This is a genomic window from Peribacillus sp. FSL E2-0218 (assembly GCF_037992945.1).
GTDB lineage: Bacteria > Bacillota > Bacilli > Bacillales > DSM-1321 > Peribacillus > Peribacillus simplex_B.
Window position 1 is genome coordinate 3,168,769 of sequence record NZ_CP150304.1, and the last position, 16,967, is coordinate 3,185,735.

A 16,967-nucleotide genomic window follows, 5' to 3' on the forward strand; every position below is an offset into this window, starting at 1 on the left:
ATACCAAAGCAAAAAAACCGAACCATCACGGCCCGGCTCCTTTTTTTGCTGATCGCAGCTTCCTTTCATGCTGTTTCCGCTATTGTTTTTTCCAGATAAGCTTCTTCGCCTCGGAGAACCTCACCGCCGTTTGCGGCCAATTCACCACATCCCACCATTTATCCACATAGCTCGCTCGATCATTTTTATATTGAAGGTAATAGGCATGTTCCCACACATCAAGAACAAGGATTGGAATCGTATCCCATTGCGTCAGGACCATATGCAACTCCGATTGTAGAATTTCAAGCCTCCGCGCCCGTGGCGCCCAGACTAAAATTGCCCAGCCAACACCTTCAACCTGTTTGGCCGCTTCGCTAAAATGGCTTTTAAAGGCCGCAAAGCTTCCAAAATCCTTCTCTATCCGTTTAAGTAAATCCCCCTTTGGCTCCCCGCCTCCTCCTGGAATCATTTCTTCCCAAAATAATGTATGGAGATAATGACCCGACCCATGAAAGGCTGCTTCCTTTTCCCAATGCTTCAGCAAGGCATAATCTTTCGTTTCCCTCGCTTTTTCCATCATCAGCTCCGCTTTATTCAAACCATCAACATAGGATTGATGGTGCTTATCATGATGCAGCCTCATGATTTCCCTCGAAATCGTCGGTTCTAACGCATCATAGGGATAAGGCAATGGCGGGAGTGTATGCTGCCCGATAGGGACGGATTGCCTTTCCTTGCTCCTGAATTCCAAAGCGATTTGTTCAACTTCAGCGTAAACGCGTGACATTTCTTCTTCAATCTCGGCCATATCCTCATAATCCATTTCTTCCTCATCCAAATCCTTGGTCCACTGGGAAAGCCGTTCAATATTTGATAGCAATGACGAATCCGTGATATCGATTTTTTCGAGGTATTCCATGATTTCATCAATCCAATCACTTACCTCTTTGGCATACTCTCTTACTTCAGACATCTTTGCGCCTCCTTGTAGCCTTATTGCACATAAATCATCAACGTATTTTATGTTTCGATTAGGCGGAGATTCCATTTTATGAATAAAAAAAACAACAAGGCCTGTGAGCCTTGCTGTTTTTTATCATGACTGTAACATTTTCGTGCGGTAGTCCGTTTCATAAAACTCCAACTCTTCACGCATCGACTGGAAACCGCCCTCTAAGGCCTTCAGGATCGATATGATGCTGTCCGGTACGGTTTTGTGGAATTTGATCGAATTCTTTCCTGTGTAAGCCGATCTGCTGTCCTCGAACCAGCGATCTGATTTTGGGGAAAAGTATTCTTCGATACATTGATGATAGACTCGATAAAGCGTTTTTTCGGCTGCAGCCTTATTGAAGTTTTCATTTTTCAGGACGATTTGGCAGGCTTCCAAGCCCTCTTCACAACTGACAAGCATTCTTCTTAAACTAGAAAGGACCCCTTTATAGTACATTTCATCGCCGCTTTTTTCCGCTTGCAGCTTAGAATAGGTCGTCTCATTCATAAATTCCTCTAGCTGAGCCACTGTCACTTCTAAAAAGCTTTTTACATCCTCAAGCTGAGATTTTACCAATGTATTCCCCAACCGTGAACCCTCCTCAAAATGTTTAAGATTGAATATAATAGTCAACAGGTGTTTCTATATCATATGGTTTAGCTTGGTCAATCGATATAAACACTTTCTCCAATTTTTGAAAATCGATATTTTCGAAGTAACCAGCTAACTCTTTTTCTGAATTTATATACAACCGTTTTCGGTTCAACAAGCTTTGATCTCTGAGTAAGCAGACTAGTGCGATGAGATCAGCCATGAAAATCTCTCTTTTTGGGGTTTGGAATACAGGATTGGCATGATAGGGCGTCCATTGCGTGACCATCTCGTCAAAATAACGTAGATAAAGGACATTCAATGCCTTTTCTTCTCCATCCTTTATGTATTGTATAACGGATCGATTAAAAAATTCCTCAGGCGAATTCGACTTTTCCTTTTCAAGCCCAAATCCATTGCATGCAACAATCCTCACCTGCAATCCCCCCGCATTCATTTTTTTCTATATTATCACAATTTAAGGGAAAATGTTATTCGATTGTTTGCTGAAATTTTTCAAAGAATAAATCCGCTTCACCATTTTCAAAGCTTTCATCGGATGGATCGGCAAGAGACGGCAGCTCATCAATGGAATTGAGCCCGAAGTAATCCAAAAATTCCTTTGTCGTACCATACAAATAAGCCCTACCCGACCCTTCCGCACGGCCGACCTCTTTAATCAAGACTTTCGTGACCAGTGTATGGATCGGACGATCCGTTTTCACACCGCGAATTTCATCGATTTCCGCCCTGGTGATCGGCTGTTTATAGGCAACGATCGCGAGTGTTTCCAAAGCTGCCTGTGATAAGCCTTGGGTGCTTGATGTTTCTACTAGTTTTTTCAAATAATCCGAGTGTTCCTTTTTTGTCGTCATTTGATAAACACCTGCAATTTCGATTACCTGGATCCCGCGTACGTCCGCTACATATTCTTCCTTCAACCCTTCAACGATGTCCGTTGCTTGAAATTCCGTTATATCGAGGACAGAAGCAATCTGTTTGACGGAGAGTCCTTCATCTCCAGCAGCAAACAGCAATGCCTCAAGAATCCCTTTCCAATTAATAACTTCCAACTGTCTCTACACCTTCCTTAGCGCCAATCATGATTTCGGAAAAATTATCTTCCTGTTCAACGATGATTTCATTCAGCTTCATCAGTTCCAGCACCGCCATAAAGGTGATGACGATATGTTCTTTAACCGGAACAGGGAACAGTTCGAAAAAGCTCTTCCTCCCTTTGATCGATTGTAGCTCCAACATGATTTCATCCATCCGCTTTTCTATCGATATCTCTTGTTTTGTCACTTTCGTGTAAAGCGGCTTTTGTATCTTTTGCCGTCGGAGCAGTTTTTGCAGGGCTCCCAGCATATCATATAGACTTATATTCAATTCCTGTTTATCGCTTTCAGCCTCCTTGGCATACACCGATAAATCACTTGGAGGCTTCGTGAACATCAAGCTGCGTTCTTCCTCCAGCTCTTTGAACTCTTCTGCGGCATGTTTATACTTTTTATATTCTAATAGTTTCTCCACAAGCTCATCCCGTGGATCTTCTTCAAATAGTTCCCCATCTTCATCGATCAACTGTTCATCTTCATGCTTTGGCAGCAGCATTTTACTCTTGATGGCAAGCAGTGTTGCAGCCATTACCAAGTATTCGCTGGCGACATCCAATTCAAGATGCTGCATCGTATGGATGTAACCTAGGTATTGATCTGTAATATCAGCCATCGGAATATCATAGATATCTATTTCCAGGCGATTAATCAAGTGCAGGAGTAAATCCATCGGACCTTCGAACGCATCAATTTTTATATTATAACCCATTAAATTACCCCATTTAAATCTAATTGGCCTAGATTAGGCTCTTTTCTTTTACTATTCAAGTATAGTGGATTGCCGGCCTTTATCCAATAATAATAATTTTGGGACTTAGAAAGTTCTTAAACGGATTTGAAACAATTGGGTCTATGCCCAATCACTTTCTTAAAACCAACATAACCTAGAAATGTAAGAATAGCAGAACACAAAGGAGGTACTCATTATGGGTGCAGGTGGTTTCGGAAACGGCGGCGGATTCGCGTTTATCGTAGTATTGTTCATTTTGTTAGTTATCGTCGGTGCTTCTTGGTGTTAATGGAAGGCTGATGAATCAAGCTGATTGCTTAGCAATCGGCTTTCTTTATTTTCCAAGAAAAAATTCTATGCTACACTTAGACAGATACTTCGAGATTGTTATGCTTTGAAACTGGCATCATGTCCTTATGTGATTCATCAAATAAAAGGGGGGCTCCTAATGAATTACGCGGAAGACTACCTTTCTTTCCTGGTCCATTTCCACGGTTCAAGGGATTACTTCGAATGTCATGAAATTCTCGAGGAATATTGGAAGGAAACCGCCCCAAAGGAGCGTGACTCCCATTGGGTCGGCCTCATCCAAATAGCCGTTGCCCTGTACCATGATCGAAGGGGAAATAAAAAAGGGGCAGCTCGGACAATGGCAAAAGCGATTGCAAATCTCCATGCTAAAAAGCCTGAGCTCCTCAATTTGGGACTTGATCCCGAAAAACTGTTGAAGATGCTCGGCGCTATCCATGAACGGATGCTATCCGGAAGCCCATATGAAAGCATCAGCCTTCCGATTGCCGATCTTCGGTTGATCGAGATATGCCAGTCCATGTGCGTGAAGGAAGGATACATATGGTGCAGGAAAAGCGACATGGGTAATGCAGCTTTAATCCATAAGCATCTGCTCCGTGATCGATCGGATGTCATTTCTGAAAGGGCCCGGCAACTATCCCTGCGACAATCAAAAACGGAGGACCGCCCTTAAAGGCGGCCCTCCATTCTCACTTTCCCATTCAGACCTCTTCACACCGGTCAAGAAAGCTCTCCGTAAATTCGTTTGCCTTTAATTCCTTGTCAGGATATTGCTCCTTAATAGCCCTGACCATCGTTTTACCGATTCCTTGCTGCCGAAAAGATGGATTTACAGATATATGTTGTATCTCAATGTGTTGTTGAGAAATCTCTATTCCGATCAAACCTGTAATTTCTTCATCTTTCCATAAGAACAGCTGTAGATTATCAGCTGTTTCATAATTCTTCATGGTATTCCGGAGCACTTTTATCTCTTTTTCATTTGGCATGAAAGATAATAATCCCATGGCAAACTTCTCATAGCTTTTCTTATACTTAATCAACATAATATCCCTCGTTACTAAATAACGTTTTTATTATCTACCTGATTCGCTTTGAATTTATAACATTTCCATCATACATAAAAACCTCGTTCGTTTCAACATCACTTTCAGCACTTGATTTATGGATATGCCTTGTGCTATGTACTACGCGATAAATAGCCAATAAACAATCCCCCAAATTAAAGCGGTTGCAAGCATCATAAGTAAAAGAGTCCTATTCCGTTTCGTCATCCCATACTCCTTTTATGAACGGTACAAATTTTCGAATACCGAATTCATTTTACTATAACTTAACACAATCTGACAAATATCCCTTGCAATCTTGCTTCGATTTTACTACATTGATAAAGTGCTCTTCGTTCATATCGGGCATGCTGGGGACAAAAGCTACCGTCGTGCCTTGAGAATTCATGGGCAGTCTTTCGGCTAGAGAATATTTTTTTATGAAAATATGTATCTTTTCTGTCCTTTGTTTCGTCCAATACTATGAATCTTCATTTAAAGCGCATCCCTTTAGATGAAGATTTGAATTCAGCAGGAAAATGTTAAGGAGGATTACGATGAAAAAAATGAATAAATGGGTCATTTTGACCATATTGCTTTGTCTATTATTGCCATATAAGGCTTTTGCAGATGCAGCTGTCGGTGAAATGATCGTCACTCTTGGAGAAAACTTGTCAAATGAACAAAAGAATATGATTTTGTCGGAAATGAAAGCCCCCAAAGATGTAGAGGTTCTAACCGTTACGAATGCGGAGGAACATGAATATCTAGGAGATTATATCGCCAGCCGGTTAATCGGTACAAAGGCGATTTCCTCTTCCGCCATTACATTGGAGGAAAAGGGCACTGGCCTCAAACTTGAGTCGAAAAACATTAACTGGGTCACCGATGAAATGTACATCAATGCCTTGGCCACTGCTGGAGTGAAAGATGCTACCGTTTATGTAACGGCGCCGATTCCCGTTTCCGGTACAGCAGCTTTGACAGGTGTCATTAAAGCATATGAGCTGTCTTCGGATAAGAAGATTCCGGAAGACGTGAAGCAGGCCGCCAATGAAGAAATGGTGAAAACGGCCAAATTGGGGGATGAAATCGGTACAGAGGAAGCATCTGCACTGGTAACGAAAATTAAAGAGAATATGGCTGAAAATCCGCCAGCCAATACCGAAGAAGTGCGCAATGTGGTCGAATCTTCGGCGAAAGAACTTGGAATATCCTTGAATGATGCCCAAATTCAAAGTCTTATTGACCTATTCAACAAGCTAAAAGAATTGAACATTGATTGGAACGCGGTCGGGGATCAGTTAACAGCAGCAAAAGATAAGCTATCCCAGTTTCTTGAATCCGAAGAAGGCCAATCATTTTTGGATAAACTGAAAGAAGTTTTCAGCAGTTTAATAGACGCTATCAAATCACTTTTCAACTGATTTTAACCAAATGAAAAAAACTGCAGGGAAACCCATTATTATCGGATTTCCCTACAGCTTGAGAGGTTGGCTTTTGCCGCCTCTTTTTTATTCTTTGTTCGTGACAGCCGCTTCATGAAGGGCCAAGTCCAAATGAATAAGATCCTCGAAGGTCTCACGTTTGATGACAAGCCGTGCTTCCCCATTTTCAACAAAAACGACAGCCGGTCTTGGAATTCGATTGTAATTATTGGACATGGAATATCCATATGCCCCTGTACAAAAGACTGCCAACACATCCCCGCGCCCAGCTTTTGGCAAAGGTAAATCCCAAATCAGCATATCCCCGCTTTCACAGCATTTACCAGCGATCGATACCGTTTCTTCTACAGGATCAAGCGGCCGGTTTGCCAAAATGGCATCATACTTGGCTTCATAAAGAGCTGGACGTATATTGTCACTCATGCCTCCATCCACCGCAATATATTTACGGACATTGGGCACTTGCTTTTCAGAGCCCACTTTATATAAAGTCACACCCGCATCCCCGACCAATGACCGGCCAGGCTCAATCCAGATTTCCGGCATTTGCAAATCAGAATCAGCAACCAAATTCTGGACTTCCCTAACGATCTCTTCGACATATTGCGAAGCCGGAAGCGGGTCATCCTCTTGTGTATAGCGAATCCCGAAGCCGCCGCCGAGGTTCAAAACCTTTGGCTGATACCCTATCGAGCCATGCCAGCTATCAAGCTTGCCGATGATTTTTTGTGCAGCAAGCAAGAAGCCTGTCGTTTGAAAGATCTGCGATCCAATATGGCAGTGCAGACCCAGGACCTCCAGCCATTCGCTCTGTAGCGCTTGTCTAAGGGCGTCTTCCGCCTGGCCATTAATGAGATCGAAACCAAATTTGGAATCTTCCTGCCCTGTCAAGATATAATCATGCGTATGGGCCTCGATTCCCGGTGTAACACGAAGAAGGATCTTCATCTTTTGTTCACGGTTTGTACAAATCTCTTCTAAAAGGGTCAACTCTGAAAAATTATCGACTACTATACAGCCAATTCTATAATCCAAAGCCATATGTAGCTCTTCTTCACTTTTGTTGTTTCCATGGAAATGGATGCGTTCAGTCGGGAAATCCGCCTTAATGGCCGTGTACAATTCCCCTGCCGAGACAACATCGAGAGAAAGTCCCTCTTGATCTGCCAACTGAATCATGGCAATCGAAGAGAAGGCTTTGCTTGCGTAAGCAACTTGTGCTGAAATCCCCAATTCTTCAAAAGTCCTTTTGAACCCCCTTGCCCGTTCACGTATCAGTTCTACATCATAAACATATAACGGTGTCCCGAATTGCTCGATCAGCTCGATCGTGTCCACTCCGCCAATCTCCAGATGCCCCCGCTCATTGACACCGCTGGTTCCGTACAAATGCATGATAGCCTCACCTTCCTGACTTAGAAACTAAAGATTAATAAGAAATGAGGCAGCCTCTAATGATGAACCCCTTATGCTCGTGAAGGGTCCTCCATATCGACAAGCCTCATCCGAATCAATCGATCATCCCATTTAAGTATTGTTATCTATGACTGCTAAGTAGTTCGAAGGGAAAGCCATTGGTTTAACGTCAAAGAGTCATGAAGGCTCTATCTGTCTGTGAAACCTAACTTTACCGCTTTATCCGAATAAAATTAAATTACCACAACTTTTCGACAACATCAACCTTAAGGTTTTCTCGGCTGCCTATATTTATCCTGGGGATGCACAATACTTGGACGCTCCACTGATCCTGGAAAAGGTCTTCTGAATATTATATGTGACAGAGCCTTCGGTTGAAATGGGATAAGCGGCCATAAATACGGTGTATTTAAAGCTTTAATGCCCGTCAATAAAATAATGTAGAGCGTGATGCCAATGACTAGGCCAGGCACTTTAAACAAAGCGACCAACACCAGCAAGAACAGACGGGAAATCTTATTCGCCACACCGAGTTCCAGGCTTGGGGTGACGAAGGTGCCGATTGTCGCCACGGAAGCGTAGAGGACCACTTCTGGGACAAATAGGCCGACATCTATCGCTATTTGCCCAATGAGCACTGCCGCAACCAAGCCCATTGCCGTCGAAAGCGGCGTCGGGGTGTGGACGGCTGCCATCCTCAGGAACTCGATCCCGATATCGGAAATGAAGATTTGGACCACAATGGGAATATGCGTTTTTTCGTTCGGTCCGATAAACTCGAACTTCTCCGGCAAAAGCGACGGTTCCAAACAAAACAATAACCAAATCGGCAGCAAATATAGCGAAACGAAAATCCCGAAAAAACGTGTCCAGCGTACCAGCGTTCCAACAGCGGGTGCCTGCCGATACTCCTCAGCATGCTGCATATGATGGAAAAGAGTAGACGGGGTGATAATGACACTCGGGGAGGTATCCACATAGATCAGGACGTGCCCCTCAAGTAAATGCGTTGCCGCAACATCGGCACGTTCGGTATACCGGACGAGCGGATATGGATTATATCTTTGCTTGACGATGAACTCTTCGATCGTTTTATCAGCCATCGTTAATCCATCGACATCAATGCTTTCCAATTCCTTACGAACGATATCGATCAAATCGGGGTCGGCGATCCCTTTAATGTATCCAATAGAAATATCCGTTTTGGAGCGTTCGCCAACGTGCAGCATTTCAAAGCGCAATCGTTCATCCCGGATTCTTCGTCTCGTTATTGCCGTATTCACGATGATGTTTTCGACAAAACCATCCCGGGAACCGCGAACGACTTTCTCGGTATCCGGTTCTTCAGGCTGTCTTCCGGGATAACTCCTGACATCTACGACCAAGCCTACTGGTTTACCATCGACAACGATGACGATCAAACCGGATAATACTTGATCGACAAGCTCATCCATCGTGCTTATTTCTTCAACGGATTGGTGAACGAGCAACCCTTTGACTACATCAAAAATCTTCGTAGTCATGATTTCCGTGTTTTTATTATGGATCAGCGAGTCAAGGATTTCTATGATGTACTCCGTATCGGTCAGACCGTTTATATAGTAAAGGTGTACATCTTTTTTTAAGACTTTGATCTTTCTTACGCCCAAGTCAAAGCTGACGCCAAGACCCACTCTCTCTTTCATGTACGCGTCTACTTCCGCTACCTTATTCGGAATCGGTTTCATGTTTTGCGGTTTTTCTGAAGACATCATGACCACTCCTTTCCAAAATGATTTCCACCGCTAGCTTCGTGATCGGTGCACCCCTTTTGCAGTCATCCTGGCGGGACATTTTACCGATATCCCCTACCCCCACTACGATCGGGACATGCAAGCCATCGATGCAATACACCGTATCTCCTGTAATCTTTCCCAACTCGAATTCCTCGGCACCGAACTTATCGACGCCATTCGGTGTCAAATTCCCATCACGATCGATACAGACATCGACCTTGGTCCATTCTTCCCTTCTAGTCTTTGAAGCGACCGCTATCACTCCAAGGACATTCATATCGGGATGCCCGGCAACCACCTTCATCGCCTGTTCACCGGATCCTTCCCCGATAAAGCCGCTATCATCAAACATGACCAATACCGGATCATACTTCGCCTTTTTAATCAATTCAACTAGCTCCAAGCCCGTATATCGTGATGGATTACCTTGGGACATGGAGATACATCGCCCCCCAATTTCCCTGGCTACAATTTCCACGGCCCGTTTCGCATATTCATCTCCATCGGTAATCAATATCACATTTCGTTTGGTCACCATCTTGGGCCTACCTTTCATCAGGAATAGTTACTTGAAAAATTTACATATCGACAAAATAAATCCACTGAAATAACGACCCGGCTATCTTTCCCAAAACGAGTGCCATCAATAGATAAATGATTTTCTCTTGAATGCCGATTCGCTTTGACAAAACGGGGAAAACGTTGAGAACCTCGGTCAGGGCAGCTGCCAGCATCCCATTGAAGACCCCGTCAGCCAATCCGATCGGAATCAATAAGAATGGAGGCAGGAAAAACTCCGTCTCTTGTAGTCCGAACCATGTGCCCGCGACAACACCGGCGATGATGGCTCCTTCGTAGTAATGGATCATTTTCATTGTTTTTGTCAGCTGAGTCAGTCTCGGAATCACGCCAAGTACAGTTAAAAACGCTACAAAACCTGCACCTGTCGCGAAACCACCGGCTAAACCGGCAAAAATCCCAAAGATAATTCTACCTGTCATCAAGATGACGCACGTTCTCCTTGTTTTCATTCATGGTGACATAACGGTCCAAGTCCTGCTGATAGTTGAACATTTCAACCTCGAGTGGACTAGGTTCCTCATTGAAGCGTTTTTTAAAGAAATGATTGAAAAATAAAATCATCCCTATCCCAAGACCAAAGCTATATGGAATTTGGATCAATAACGGTTTTTCCTCCACTTTCCCCGTAATGATCGTAAAGATTTTTTGATGCACTTCCCCCATGCTGACATCCACATGAAAATTCATGATGGTCATCGCACCGCCGATGAACAGTAAGAACCAAACTAGCGCGAATGTGAGAAATGACATTTTCTTCTTCGTGAGAATGATTTCGATGATCGTTTGGGATGGCCCGAAGGTTTCCACTTCAATGGATGCATCCACTTTTCGAATGGCCATGATCACTTGGGCCAGATCGATGACGATGATATTCCTGTCTTCCTTCTTGACGGTCAGTAACAAGATTTCTTCAATCATTCCAATTTCATCTTCAGGCCCGATTATCCTTGCTATATCTTTTATCCTCACCGTCTGATTTCCATTTACTTGTACACGGTTCCTCATCCTGATATATACAACCGCCACGTTCATCACATCCCGACCTTTTATTTCCTTATGATAGTAGTATGGATTCCAAGCAGAATGAAAATGCAGGAAGTGACGCATGTCCATATATTACTAATTACAAAAAAAAGACACGCTGCAATGACAGCATGTCTTTTTTGTAATTAATGAGTAGGGAAGAAAATGAGTTGCACCAAAAAGATTACTCCAAAAATATAAATGAGCGGATGAACCGATTTCCCTTTTCCGCTGAAAAGCTTCATAAGTGGATAGGTAATGAACCCAATTGCTATCCCAGTCGATATGCTTGACGTAAGCGGCATTGTCAAAATGATCGCAAACGCCGGAAATGCCTCATCGAATGTTTTCCAATTGACTTTCGCCAAACCTTCCATCATGAAGCATCCGACGATAATCAAAACAGGAGCCGTGATCGCAGCAACTGACGAGATTGCAGATATAAGAGGAGAAAAGAAAATCGAAGCAGCGAACAGGATTGCCACGACTGTTGCCGTTAAACCGGTACGCCCGCCTGCAGCCACACCCGTGCTCGATTCAACGTAAGCAGTCGATGGGCTTGTACCAAACATGGAGCCCACTGTCGTTGCAATTGCATCACCCAAAAATGCCTTCTTGGCGCGTGGGATTTTACCGTCCTTCGTGAGCCCAGCCTGCTCCGTCACACCAATCAAGGTACCTGTCGTATCAAAGATCGTTACAAGCAGAAAGGCAAAAACAACCGAATATAAAGAATGGGTGAAGACCCCAGCAATATCGATATCAAAAAATACCGGTGTGGGAGGCACCGATAAGACGCCATTGAAATCGAGCAATCCAATGAAATAGCCGATTACGGCCGTAACGATCATCCCAATGAAAATGGCCCCTTTAATATTGCGCGCCATCAAAATCAAAGTAATGAACAAGCCAGCTAAAGCTAAAACGGTTCCTGGCTGATGCAAATCACCGAGAGTCACCATCGTTGATTCATTAGGAACAACGATCCCTGCATTCTTCAATCCGATGAACGCGATGAATAAACCGATTCCGGATGTAATGCCATACTTTAAAGAATTGGGAATGGCATCAATAATCATTTTACGCAAGCTCGTCACGCTAATTAATAAAAATAGCAGGCCTGCGATGAAAACAGTCCCGAATACCGTCTGATAGGAGAGGCCCTGCGCTCCCACAACACTAGCAAAATAAGCATTCAAACCCATGCCCGGCGCTATTGCAATCGGATATTTCGCGACCAGCCCCATTAAAAGGGTACCTATCACAGCTGATATGACCGTTGCCATGAAAACTTGTTCAAACGGAATTCCGATTGAAGATAGCAAAGCGGGATTCACAATCAGGATATAAACCATAGTCAAAAATGTCGTAACACCCGCCATGACTTCCGTACGGATATCCGTCCCATTTTCTTTCAGGGAGAAAAACTTTTCCATAAACATATTTAGACCTCCAGATCTAAAGGAAACACCGACAACCGTTTGCATGCAAAGACTTGGTGCCCTAGAATTATACTGCAACGACGCTTTTCCTGTTGAAACATTCGTTGAATGAACGAAAAAAAACGAATGAAAAGCGCGACCTTTACTATAATATTCGTTTTTAATTCTAAATTCAATAAAAAAATTGGATGGACAGCGATATTTTCATATTTTTTTATCCTTCCCGGATGAAAGGGAGTCAATCACTTTCACTTTCTTCCAAACAAGAGATTTATCTCCAGAAAAAAATGAAAAACCACATGAATCATTGATTCATGTGGTTTTTCATTTGCTGAAGAATCTTTTTTTCTAGCCTAGAAACTTGAACTTGCGATATTCCAAGCCTCGCAGCCACTTCCGATTGTGTCTGGTCCTTGTAATATCTCAGGAAAACGATCAGTCTTTCTCTTTCATTCAATTCCTGGATTGCTTCTTTTAAGGCGATCTGATCGAACCATGATGTTTCATTATTATCGGCAATCTGATCAAGAAGCGTAATCGGGTCCCCATCATTCTCGTAAACCGTTTCATGGATGGATGAAGGGCTCCTGCTTGCTTCCTGGGCCATGATGATTTCCTCAGGCGATAGGTCGAGGTGTTCCGCCAGTTCATTGACAGTCGGGACACGGCCATACGTCTTGGAAAGTTCTTCTTTCGCCCTGCGGATTTTATTCGCCATTTCCTTTAAGGACCGGCTGACCTTTACAGTTCCGTCATCGCGGATAAAACGTTGGATTTCACCAATGATCATTGGCACAGCATACGTTGAGAACTTCACTTCAAACGATAAGTCAAATTTATCCACGGACTTCAACAGACCAATACAGCCAATTTGATACAGGTCATCCGGTTCGTAACCTCGATTGAGGAATCTTTGCACCACTGACCATACAAGCCTAAGATTGCTATTGACGATCAGGTTTCTTGCGTCTTGATCACCGCTTTGGCTGCGTTGGATTAAACTCCGCAATTCCTCATCTTTTAAATGGGGCTGACCTTTTTTGCTCTTCTCGTTTTTAACCTCCACATCCATATGCAAGTCTCCCTTAATTGCACAAAGCTCTGCTTGTAGTTAAGTGCTTTTTTAATCGAATGATCGTGCCTTCGCCCTTATGGGATACGATATTGATTTCATCCATGAAGTTTTCCATAATGGTGAATCCCATGCCAGAACGTTCAAGCTCCGGCTTCGTCGTGAACAACGGTTGTTTGGCTTCTTCGACGTCCTCAATGCCCAGTCCTTCATCCCTTATGGTCAGCTCGACGGTATCGCCTTCGATGACCGCTGAAATGTATACCCAACCTTCCGGGTCACTCTCATACCCATGAATGATTGAATTCGTAACCGCTTCAGACACGACCGTCTTGATTTCCGTCAATTCATCCATCGTCGGGTCCAATTGGGCGATGAAAGCCGCAACAGTTACCCTGGCAAAAGATTCATTTTGGCTTAGTGCAGAAAATTTCGTTTCCATTTTATTTTTCATATTAGGCAACCCCCAGTCTTTGCAAAGCGTTTTTTTCGGATAGTTCCATTTTAACAATTTTAAACAACCCTGACATCTCAAATAACCGCTTTACTGCTGGAGAAATTGCACAGACCACCATTTCGCCTTGCTTTTTATTGACTTGCTTATAACGCCCTAAAATGACGCCGAGCCCTGAACTGTCCATAAAATGCAATTCTTCCATGTTGAGGATAATATGCTGGATGTTATGCTTTTGAATGGCTGCCTCTGCCTGGTTTTTCAATCTTTCTGCTGTATGATGATCCAAATCACCTTTGAGACGAATGCACAATACACGATTCTTCGCCTCCATATTAATCGTAAGACTCACTATATACAGCCTCCTTCACTGTCTTATAAGAGTCAAATTCTCTTTTTCACCTGCCGATTCCTTCTTAACAACAAAACTAGTGCCGTTTCGCCTAAATTAGTACTATTACCAGCCATTGCGACATTTTTCTTATTTGGCTTGGGTAAACATGCCGAAAGCACGTTTGTACAGTTGCCACCAGCTCGCATTTTTAACCGTTTTCTTCGCAACAATTGGCGATTTTACATATACCTTTCCGTTTTTCTTCAATTCAAGCGTCCCGATTTCATCACCCTTTTGAATCGGAGCTTTCAAATCTTTATTAAGTGTGATTTTTTTAGTGAAGTCCTTGGCCGTTCCGTTCTTGGCCGTCAAAACTGAAATAGGCTCGCTTGTCACACCAACAACAGATTTCTCATTGCCTTTACTTACCTTCGTTTCCCCTAGCACCTCTCCGCGCTTATAAATCGGATAGGTGATGTATTGTGAAAATGCGTAATCCAGCATCTTCGTAACCTGTGCATTCCGTTCCTTTGGGGAAGCAGCTCCGAATACGACGGCAATGACGCGCATATTCCCCTTTTTTGCCGTTGCTGTTAAACAGTACTTCGCTTCATTCGTGAATCCTGTCTTCAGGCCATCCACGCCTGGGTAAAATTTCACCAATCTGTTCGTGTTCACAAGCCAGAATTTCTTTTCCGTATTTTCACGGAGATAATCTTCATATGTACCCGTGAACCTTGTAATCGTATCGTATTTCAATAGCTCCTTCGCCATGATCGACATATCATGGGCGGAACTGTAATGATCCTTAACCGGAAGGCCTGTTGCGTTTTGGAACTTTGTATTTTTTAAACCAAGTTCTTTTGCCTTTTCATTCATTTTCTTAACGAATTCTTCTTCCGAACCGGCAAGGTGTTCAGCCATCGCCACCGATGCGTCATTCGCAGAACCAATCGAGATGCCTTTAAGCATGTGCTCTGTGGTCATTTCTTCACCTGGCTCGAGGAAAATTTGGGATCCCCCCATCGATGCTGCATACTCGCTCGTCCTGATTTTTTCCTTCATGCTAAGCTCGCCTTTATCAATCGCTTCCATGATCAGCAGCATCGTCATGATTTTCGTCATGCTTGCCGGTGAAAGACGAACATCCGAATTTTTATCATATAGAACAGTACCTGTATCCCGTTCAATCAAAATAGCGGATTTAGCATTCGCTGCCAAGTCCACTCCTTTATTTTCCGCTGCCTTTGTATGTGGGATGCCAAAACTTATTGCGATTAATACCATTAAAAATAGAGAAAGAACCCGCTTCATCTCCATACCCTCCAATCTTTATATCATTTATTTTTTCCACAAAACCCATTTTTATACAAATAAAGATCAATTTTGAATTTTCAACAGACACATAAGATAAAAGAGTATGCATATGTTCCCCTCTGCTCACCCCGACCGACTCTGGATAAGCGGCTCCAGAAGTAAAATGAAACGGTTGAGTTTCAGATCTCCAACTGTCGGTAATATGGATTCCATCTTCGTGGTTGGTCACACACAGTGGTATGAGGCGGTCTAAGGTACAAGTTACTCACGAACCCGGGTTTTGCATGGAATTCGAGGCCGTTTTTCGTGAATTTCGCGCTTTTCACACACAATTGCGATCGTTTCTTGACTGCTCCATTCGCATTATTATCGAATTTGGCTCGAGTTGATGCGTTCTTTCACCAGTTCGGAGCGTTATTAGCCAGTTCGGCACTTTTACTCGCGAGTTTAACTTTGCCTAGAACTTGAGGCGCATTCTTATAAAAATCAAACTTTTTACATGCTTTTTGTACCGTTTCTCGCCAACAATTTTGCGCCAACCTGATTCCATTTACATGGTCACACAGAGTGAAATGGAACGGGTGCGCAGAACTCCTAAGGGATATGCATGTCTATGTGGTACCCAGGCGCAAACGCCGAGGAGGTCACGGACCGCCTGCGGAAAGGGAACGCCTGCAGTACAATGAAACGGTCTAGTTCAGATTATCCAAACTTTGTACAATCGGGATCCGTCCTAGTGGTCAAGCAGAGTGGAATGGAACGGAAGGCGGGAGACTCCTGCGGGATATGCGTGTCTACGCGAGACCCCGCAGGCTGAAAGCCGAGGAGGCTCACGGACCGCCCGCGGAAAGGGAACGCCTGCAGTGCAATGAAACGGTCTAGTTCAGATTATCCAAACTTTGTACAATCGGGATCCGTCCTAGTGGTCAAGCAGAGTGGAATGGAACGGAAGGCGGGAGACTCCTGCGGGATATGCGTGTCTACGTGAGACCCCGCAGGCTGAAAGCCGAGGAGGCTCACGGACCGCCCGCGGGAAAAGGAACGCCTGCAGTGCAATGAAACGGTCTAGTTCAGATTATCCAAACTTTGTACAATCGGGATTCGTCCTAGTGGTCAAGCAGAGTGGAATGGAACGGAAGGCGGGAGACTCCTGCGGGATATGCGTGTCTACGTGAGACCCCGCAGGCTGAAAGCCGAGGAGGCTCACGGACCGCCCGCGGAAAGGGAACGCCTGCAGTGCAATGAAACGGTCTACGTTTAGATTCTTTAAACTTTGTCGGGATCCGTCCTAGTGGTCGAGCAAAGGGGCATTAAATCCAAAATCTAAAAAA

19 protein-coding genes are annotated in these 16,967 nt (G+C 43.8%); 3 read left to right on the plus strand and 16 right to left on the minus strand.

Annotated elements, in window-relative coordinates; genetic code table 11:
- Window positions 1-79: 79 nt before the first annotated feature.
- The 5 genes from MHI53_RS15195 to MHI53_RS15215 all read right to left on the minus strand — a co-directional run bounded on the left by MHI53_RS15195 (window position 80) and on the right by MHI53_RS15215 (window position 3,394).
- The gene (locus MHI53_RS15195) at window positions 80-955 is read right to left on the minus strand and encodes a superoxide dismutase (protein ID WP_061144332.1); all 876 of its coding nucleotides are present in this window, start codon (window positions 953-955) and stop codon (window positions 80-82) included.
- Between the two features lie 123 nt (window positions 956-1,078).
- Window positions 1,079-1,564 (minus strand): YpuI family protein, encoded by a 486-nt coding sequence (locus MHI53_RS15200; RefSeq protein WP_061144333.1) that lies wholly within the window; start codon window positions 1,562-1,564, stop codon window positions 1,079-1,081.
- A 22-nt stretch (window positions 1,565-1,586) separates the two neighbouring features.
- Window positions 1,587-2,003 (minus strand): hypothetical protein, encoded by a 417-nt coding sequence (locus MHI53_RS15205; RefSeq protein ID WP_061144334.1) that lies wholly within the window; start codon window positions 2,001-2,003, stop codon window positions 1,587-1,589.
- A gap of 55 nt (window positions 2,004-2,058) precedes the next feature.
- On the minus strand, window positions 2,059-2,640 hold the full coding sequence (gene scpB / locus MHI53_RS15210) for an SMC-Scp complex subunit ScpB (protein ID WP_061144335.1): 582 nt from the start codon (window positions 2,638-2,640) through the stop codon (window positions 2,059-2,061).
- A complete protein-coding gene (locus MHI53_RS15215; RefSeq protein ID WP_340371673.1) occupies window positions 2,627-3,394 on the minus strand; it encodes a segregation/condensation protein A in 768 nt (255 codons plus the stop codon). The genes scpB and MHI53_RS15215 overlap by 14 nt, the downstream gene beginning before the upstream one ends.
- Before the next feature lie 217 nt (window positions 3,395-3,611).
- On the opposite strand from MHI53_RS15215, the gene MHI53_RS15220 reads away from it, so the two are divergent.
- Both MHI53_RS15220 and MHI53_RS15225 read left to right on the plus strand, forming a co-directional pair.
- Entirely contained in the window at window positions 3,612-3,704 is a 93-nt protein-coding gene (locus tag MHI53_RS15220) for a YjcZ family sporulation protein (protein ID WP_072273196.1), read from the plus strand.
- A 159-nt stretch (window positions 3,705-3,863) separates the two neighbouring features.
- Window positions 3,864-4,400: a DUF309 domain-containing protein gene (locus MHI53_RS15225; RefSeq protein ID WP_061144337.1), complete on the plus strand. Its 537-nt coding sequence runs from the start codon at window positions 3,864-3,866 to the stop codon at window positions 4,398-4,400.
- A gap of 28 nt (window positions 4,401-4,428) precedes the next feature.
- Here the strand turns inward: MHI53_RS15225 and MHI53_RS15230 are convergent, their stop codons facing one another.
- The gene (locus MHI53_RS15230) at window positions 4,429-4,773 is read right to left on the minus strand and encodes a GNAT family N-acetyltransferase (protein WP_061144338.1); all 345 of its coding nucleotides are present in this window, start codon (window positions 4,771-4,773) and stop codon (window positions 4,429-4,431) included.
- 557 nt (window positions 4,774-5,330) lie between these two features.
- Between MHI53_RS15230 and MHI53_RS15235 the strand changes: the two genes are divergently transcribed.
- Window positions 5,331-6,200, plus strand: coding sequence for a DUF1002 domain-containing protein (locus MHI53_RS15235; protein ID WP_340371674.1), 870 nt, complete (start codon window positions 5,331-5,333; stop codon window positions 6,198-6,200).
- A gap of 87 nt (window positions 6,201-6,287) precedes the next feature.
- On the opposite strand, the gene lysA is transcribed toward MHI53_RS15235, so the two are convergent.
- The 10 genes from lysA to MHI53_RS15285 form a co-directional block, all read right to left on the minus strand.
- Entirely contained in the window at window positions 6,288-7,616 is a 1,329-nt protein-coding gene (gene lysA / locus MHI53_RS15240) for a diaminopimelate decarboxylase (RefSeq protein WP_061144339.1), read from the minus strand.
- A gap of 287 nt (window positions 7,617-7,903) precedes the next feature.
- Window positions 7,904-9,388: a spore germination protein gene (locus MHI53_RS15245; RefSeq protein WP_260320340.1), complete on the minus strand. Its 1,485-nt coding sequence runs from the start codon at window positions 9,386-9,388 to the stop codon at window positions 7,904-7,906.
- Window positions 9,345-9,950 carry a stage V sporulation protein AE gene (locus tag MHI53_RS15250; protein ID WP_061144341.1) on the minus strand — a complete coding sequence of 202 codons (606 nt, stop codon included), beginning with the start codon at window positions 9,948-9,950 and terminating at the stop codon, window positions 9,345-9,347. Before MHI53_RS15250 ends, MHI53_RS15245 begins: the two co-directional genes overlap by 44 nt.
- A gap of 40 nt (window positions 9,951-9,990) precedes the next feature.
- Complete coding sequence (locus MHI53_RS15255) at window positions 9,991-10,413, minus strand: stage V sporulation protein AB (protein ID WP_061144342.1); 423 nt, start codon at window positions 10,411-10,413, stop codon at window positions 9,991-9,993.
- Entirely contained in the window at window positions 10,403-11,026 is a 624-nt protein-coding gene (locus tag MHI53_RS15260) for a stage V sporulation protein AA (protein WP_061144343.1), read from the minus strand. The genes MHI53_RS15255 and MHI53_RS15260 overlap by 11 nt, the downstream gene beginning before the upstream one ends.
- A 137-nt stretch (window positions 11,027-11,163) precedes the next feature.
- Window positions 11,164-12,453 carry an NCS2 family permease gene (locus MHI53_RS15265; RefSeq protein WP_061144436.1) on the minus strand — a complete coding sequence of 430 codons (1,290 nt, stop codon included), beginning with the start codon at window positions 12,451-12,453 and terminating at the stop codon, window positions 11,164-11,166.
- Between the two features lie 310 nt (window positions 12,454-12,763).
- Window positions 12,764-13,531 (minus strand): RNA polymerase sporulation sigma factor SigF, encoded by a 768-nt coding sequence (sigF, locus tag MHI53_RS15270; RefSeq protein WP_061144344.1) that lies wholly within the window; start codon window positions 13,529-13,531, stop codon window positions 12,764-12,766.
- Between the two features lie 13 nt (window positions 13,532-13,544).
- The gene (spoIIAB, locus tag MHI53_RS15275) at window positions 13,545-13,985 is read right to left on the minus strand and encodes an anti-sigma F factor (RefSeq protein ID WP_057914309.1); all 441 of its coding nucleotides are present in this window, start codon (window positions 13,983-13,985) and stop codon (window positions 13,545-13,547) included.
- A gap of 1 nt (window position 13,986) precedes the next feature.
- Window positions 13,987-14,337, minus strand: a complete 351-nt coding sequence (spoIIAA, locus tag MHI53_RS15280; RefSeq protein WP_061144345.1) for an anti-sigma F factor antagonist — start codon at window positions 14,335-14,337, stop codon at window positions 13,987-13,989.
- Window positions 14,338-14,466: 129 nt separating this feature from the next.
- Window positions 14,467-15,633 carry a D-alanyl-D-alanine carboxypeptidase family protein gene (locus MHI53_RS15285; protein WP_340371675.1) on the minus strand — a complete coding sequence of 389 codons (1,167 nt, stop codon included), beginning with the start codon at window positions 15,631-15,633 and terminating at the stop codon, window positions 14,467-14,469.
- Window positions 15,634-16,967: the final 1,334 nt, after the last annotated feature.

Coding starts and splice junctions, on each gene's coding strand:
- MHI53_RS15195 (WP_061144332.1), bottom strand. CDS start 955: ATGTCTGAAGTAAGAGAGTATGCCAAAGAGGTAAGTGATTGGATTGAT.
- MHI53_RS15215 (WP_340371673.1), bottom strand. CDS start 3,394: ATGGGTTATAATATAAAAATTGATGCGTTCGAAGGTCCGATGGATTTA.
- MHI53_RS15220 (WP_072273196.1), top strand. CDS start 3,612: ATGGGTGCAGGTGGTTTCGGAAACGGCGGCGGATTCGCGTTTATCGTA.
- MHI53_RS15225 (WP_061144337.1), top strand. CDS start 3,864: ATGAATTACGCGGAAGACTACCTTTCTTTCCTGGTCCATTTCCACGGT.
- MHI53_RS15230 (WP_061144338.1), bottom strand. CDS start 4,773: ATGTTGATTAAGTATAAGAAAAGCTATGAGAAGTTTGCCATGGGATTA.
- MHI53_RS15235 (WP_340371674.1), top strand. CDS start 5,331: ATGAAAAAAATGAATAAATGGGTCATTTTGACCATATTGCTTTGTCTA.
- lysA (WP_061144339.1), bottom strand. CDS start 7,616: ATGCATTTGTACGGAACCAGCGGTGTCAATGAGCGGGGGCATCTGGAG.
- MHI53_RS15245 (WP_260320340.1), bottom strand. CDS start 9,388: ATGTCTTCAGAAAAACCGCAAAACATGAAACCGATTCCGAATAAGGTA.
- MHI53_RS15250 (WP_061144341.1), bottom strand. CDS start 9,950: ATGGTGACCAAACGAAATGTGATATTGATTACCGATGGAGATGAATAT.
- MHI53_RS15255 (WP_061144342.1), bottom strand. CDS start 10,413: ATGACAGGTAGAATTATCTTTGGGATTTTTGCCGGTTTAGCCGGTGGT.
- MHI53_RS15260 (WP_061144343.1), bottom strand. CDS start 11,026: ATGAACGTGGCGGTTGTATATATCAGGATGAGGAACCGTGTACAAGTA.
- MHI53_RS15265 (WP_061144436.1), bottom strand. CDS start 12,453: ATGGAAAAGTTTTTCTCCCTGAAAGAAAATGGGACGGATATCCGTACG.
- sigF (WP_061144344.1), bottom strand. CDS start 13,531: ATGGATGTGGAGGTTAAAAACGAGAAGAGCAAAAAAGGTCAGCCCCAT.
- spoIIAB (WP_057914309.1), bottom strand. CDS start 13,985: ATGAAAAATAAAATGGAAACGAAATTTTCTGCACTAAGCCAAAATGAA.
- MHI53_RS15285 (WP_340371675.1), bottom strand. CDS start 15,633: ATGAAGCGGGTTCTTTCTCTATTTTTAATGGTATTAATCGCAATAAGT.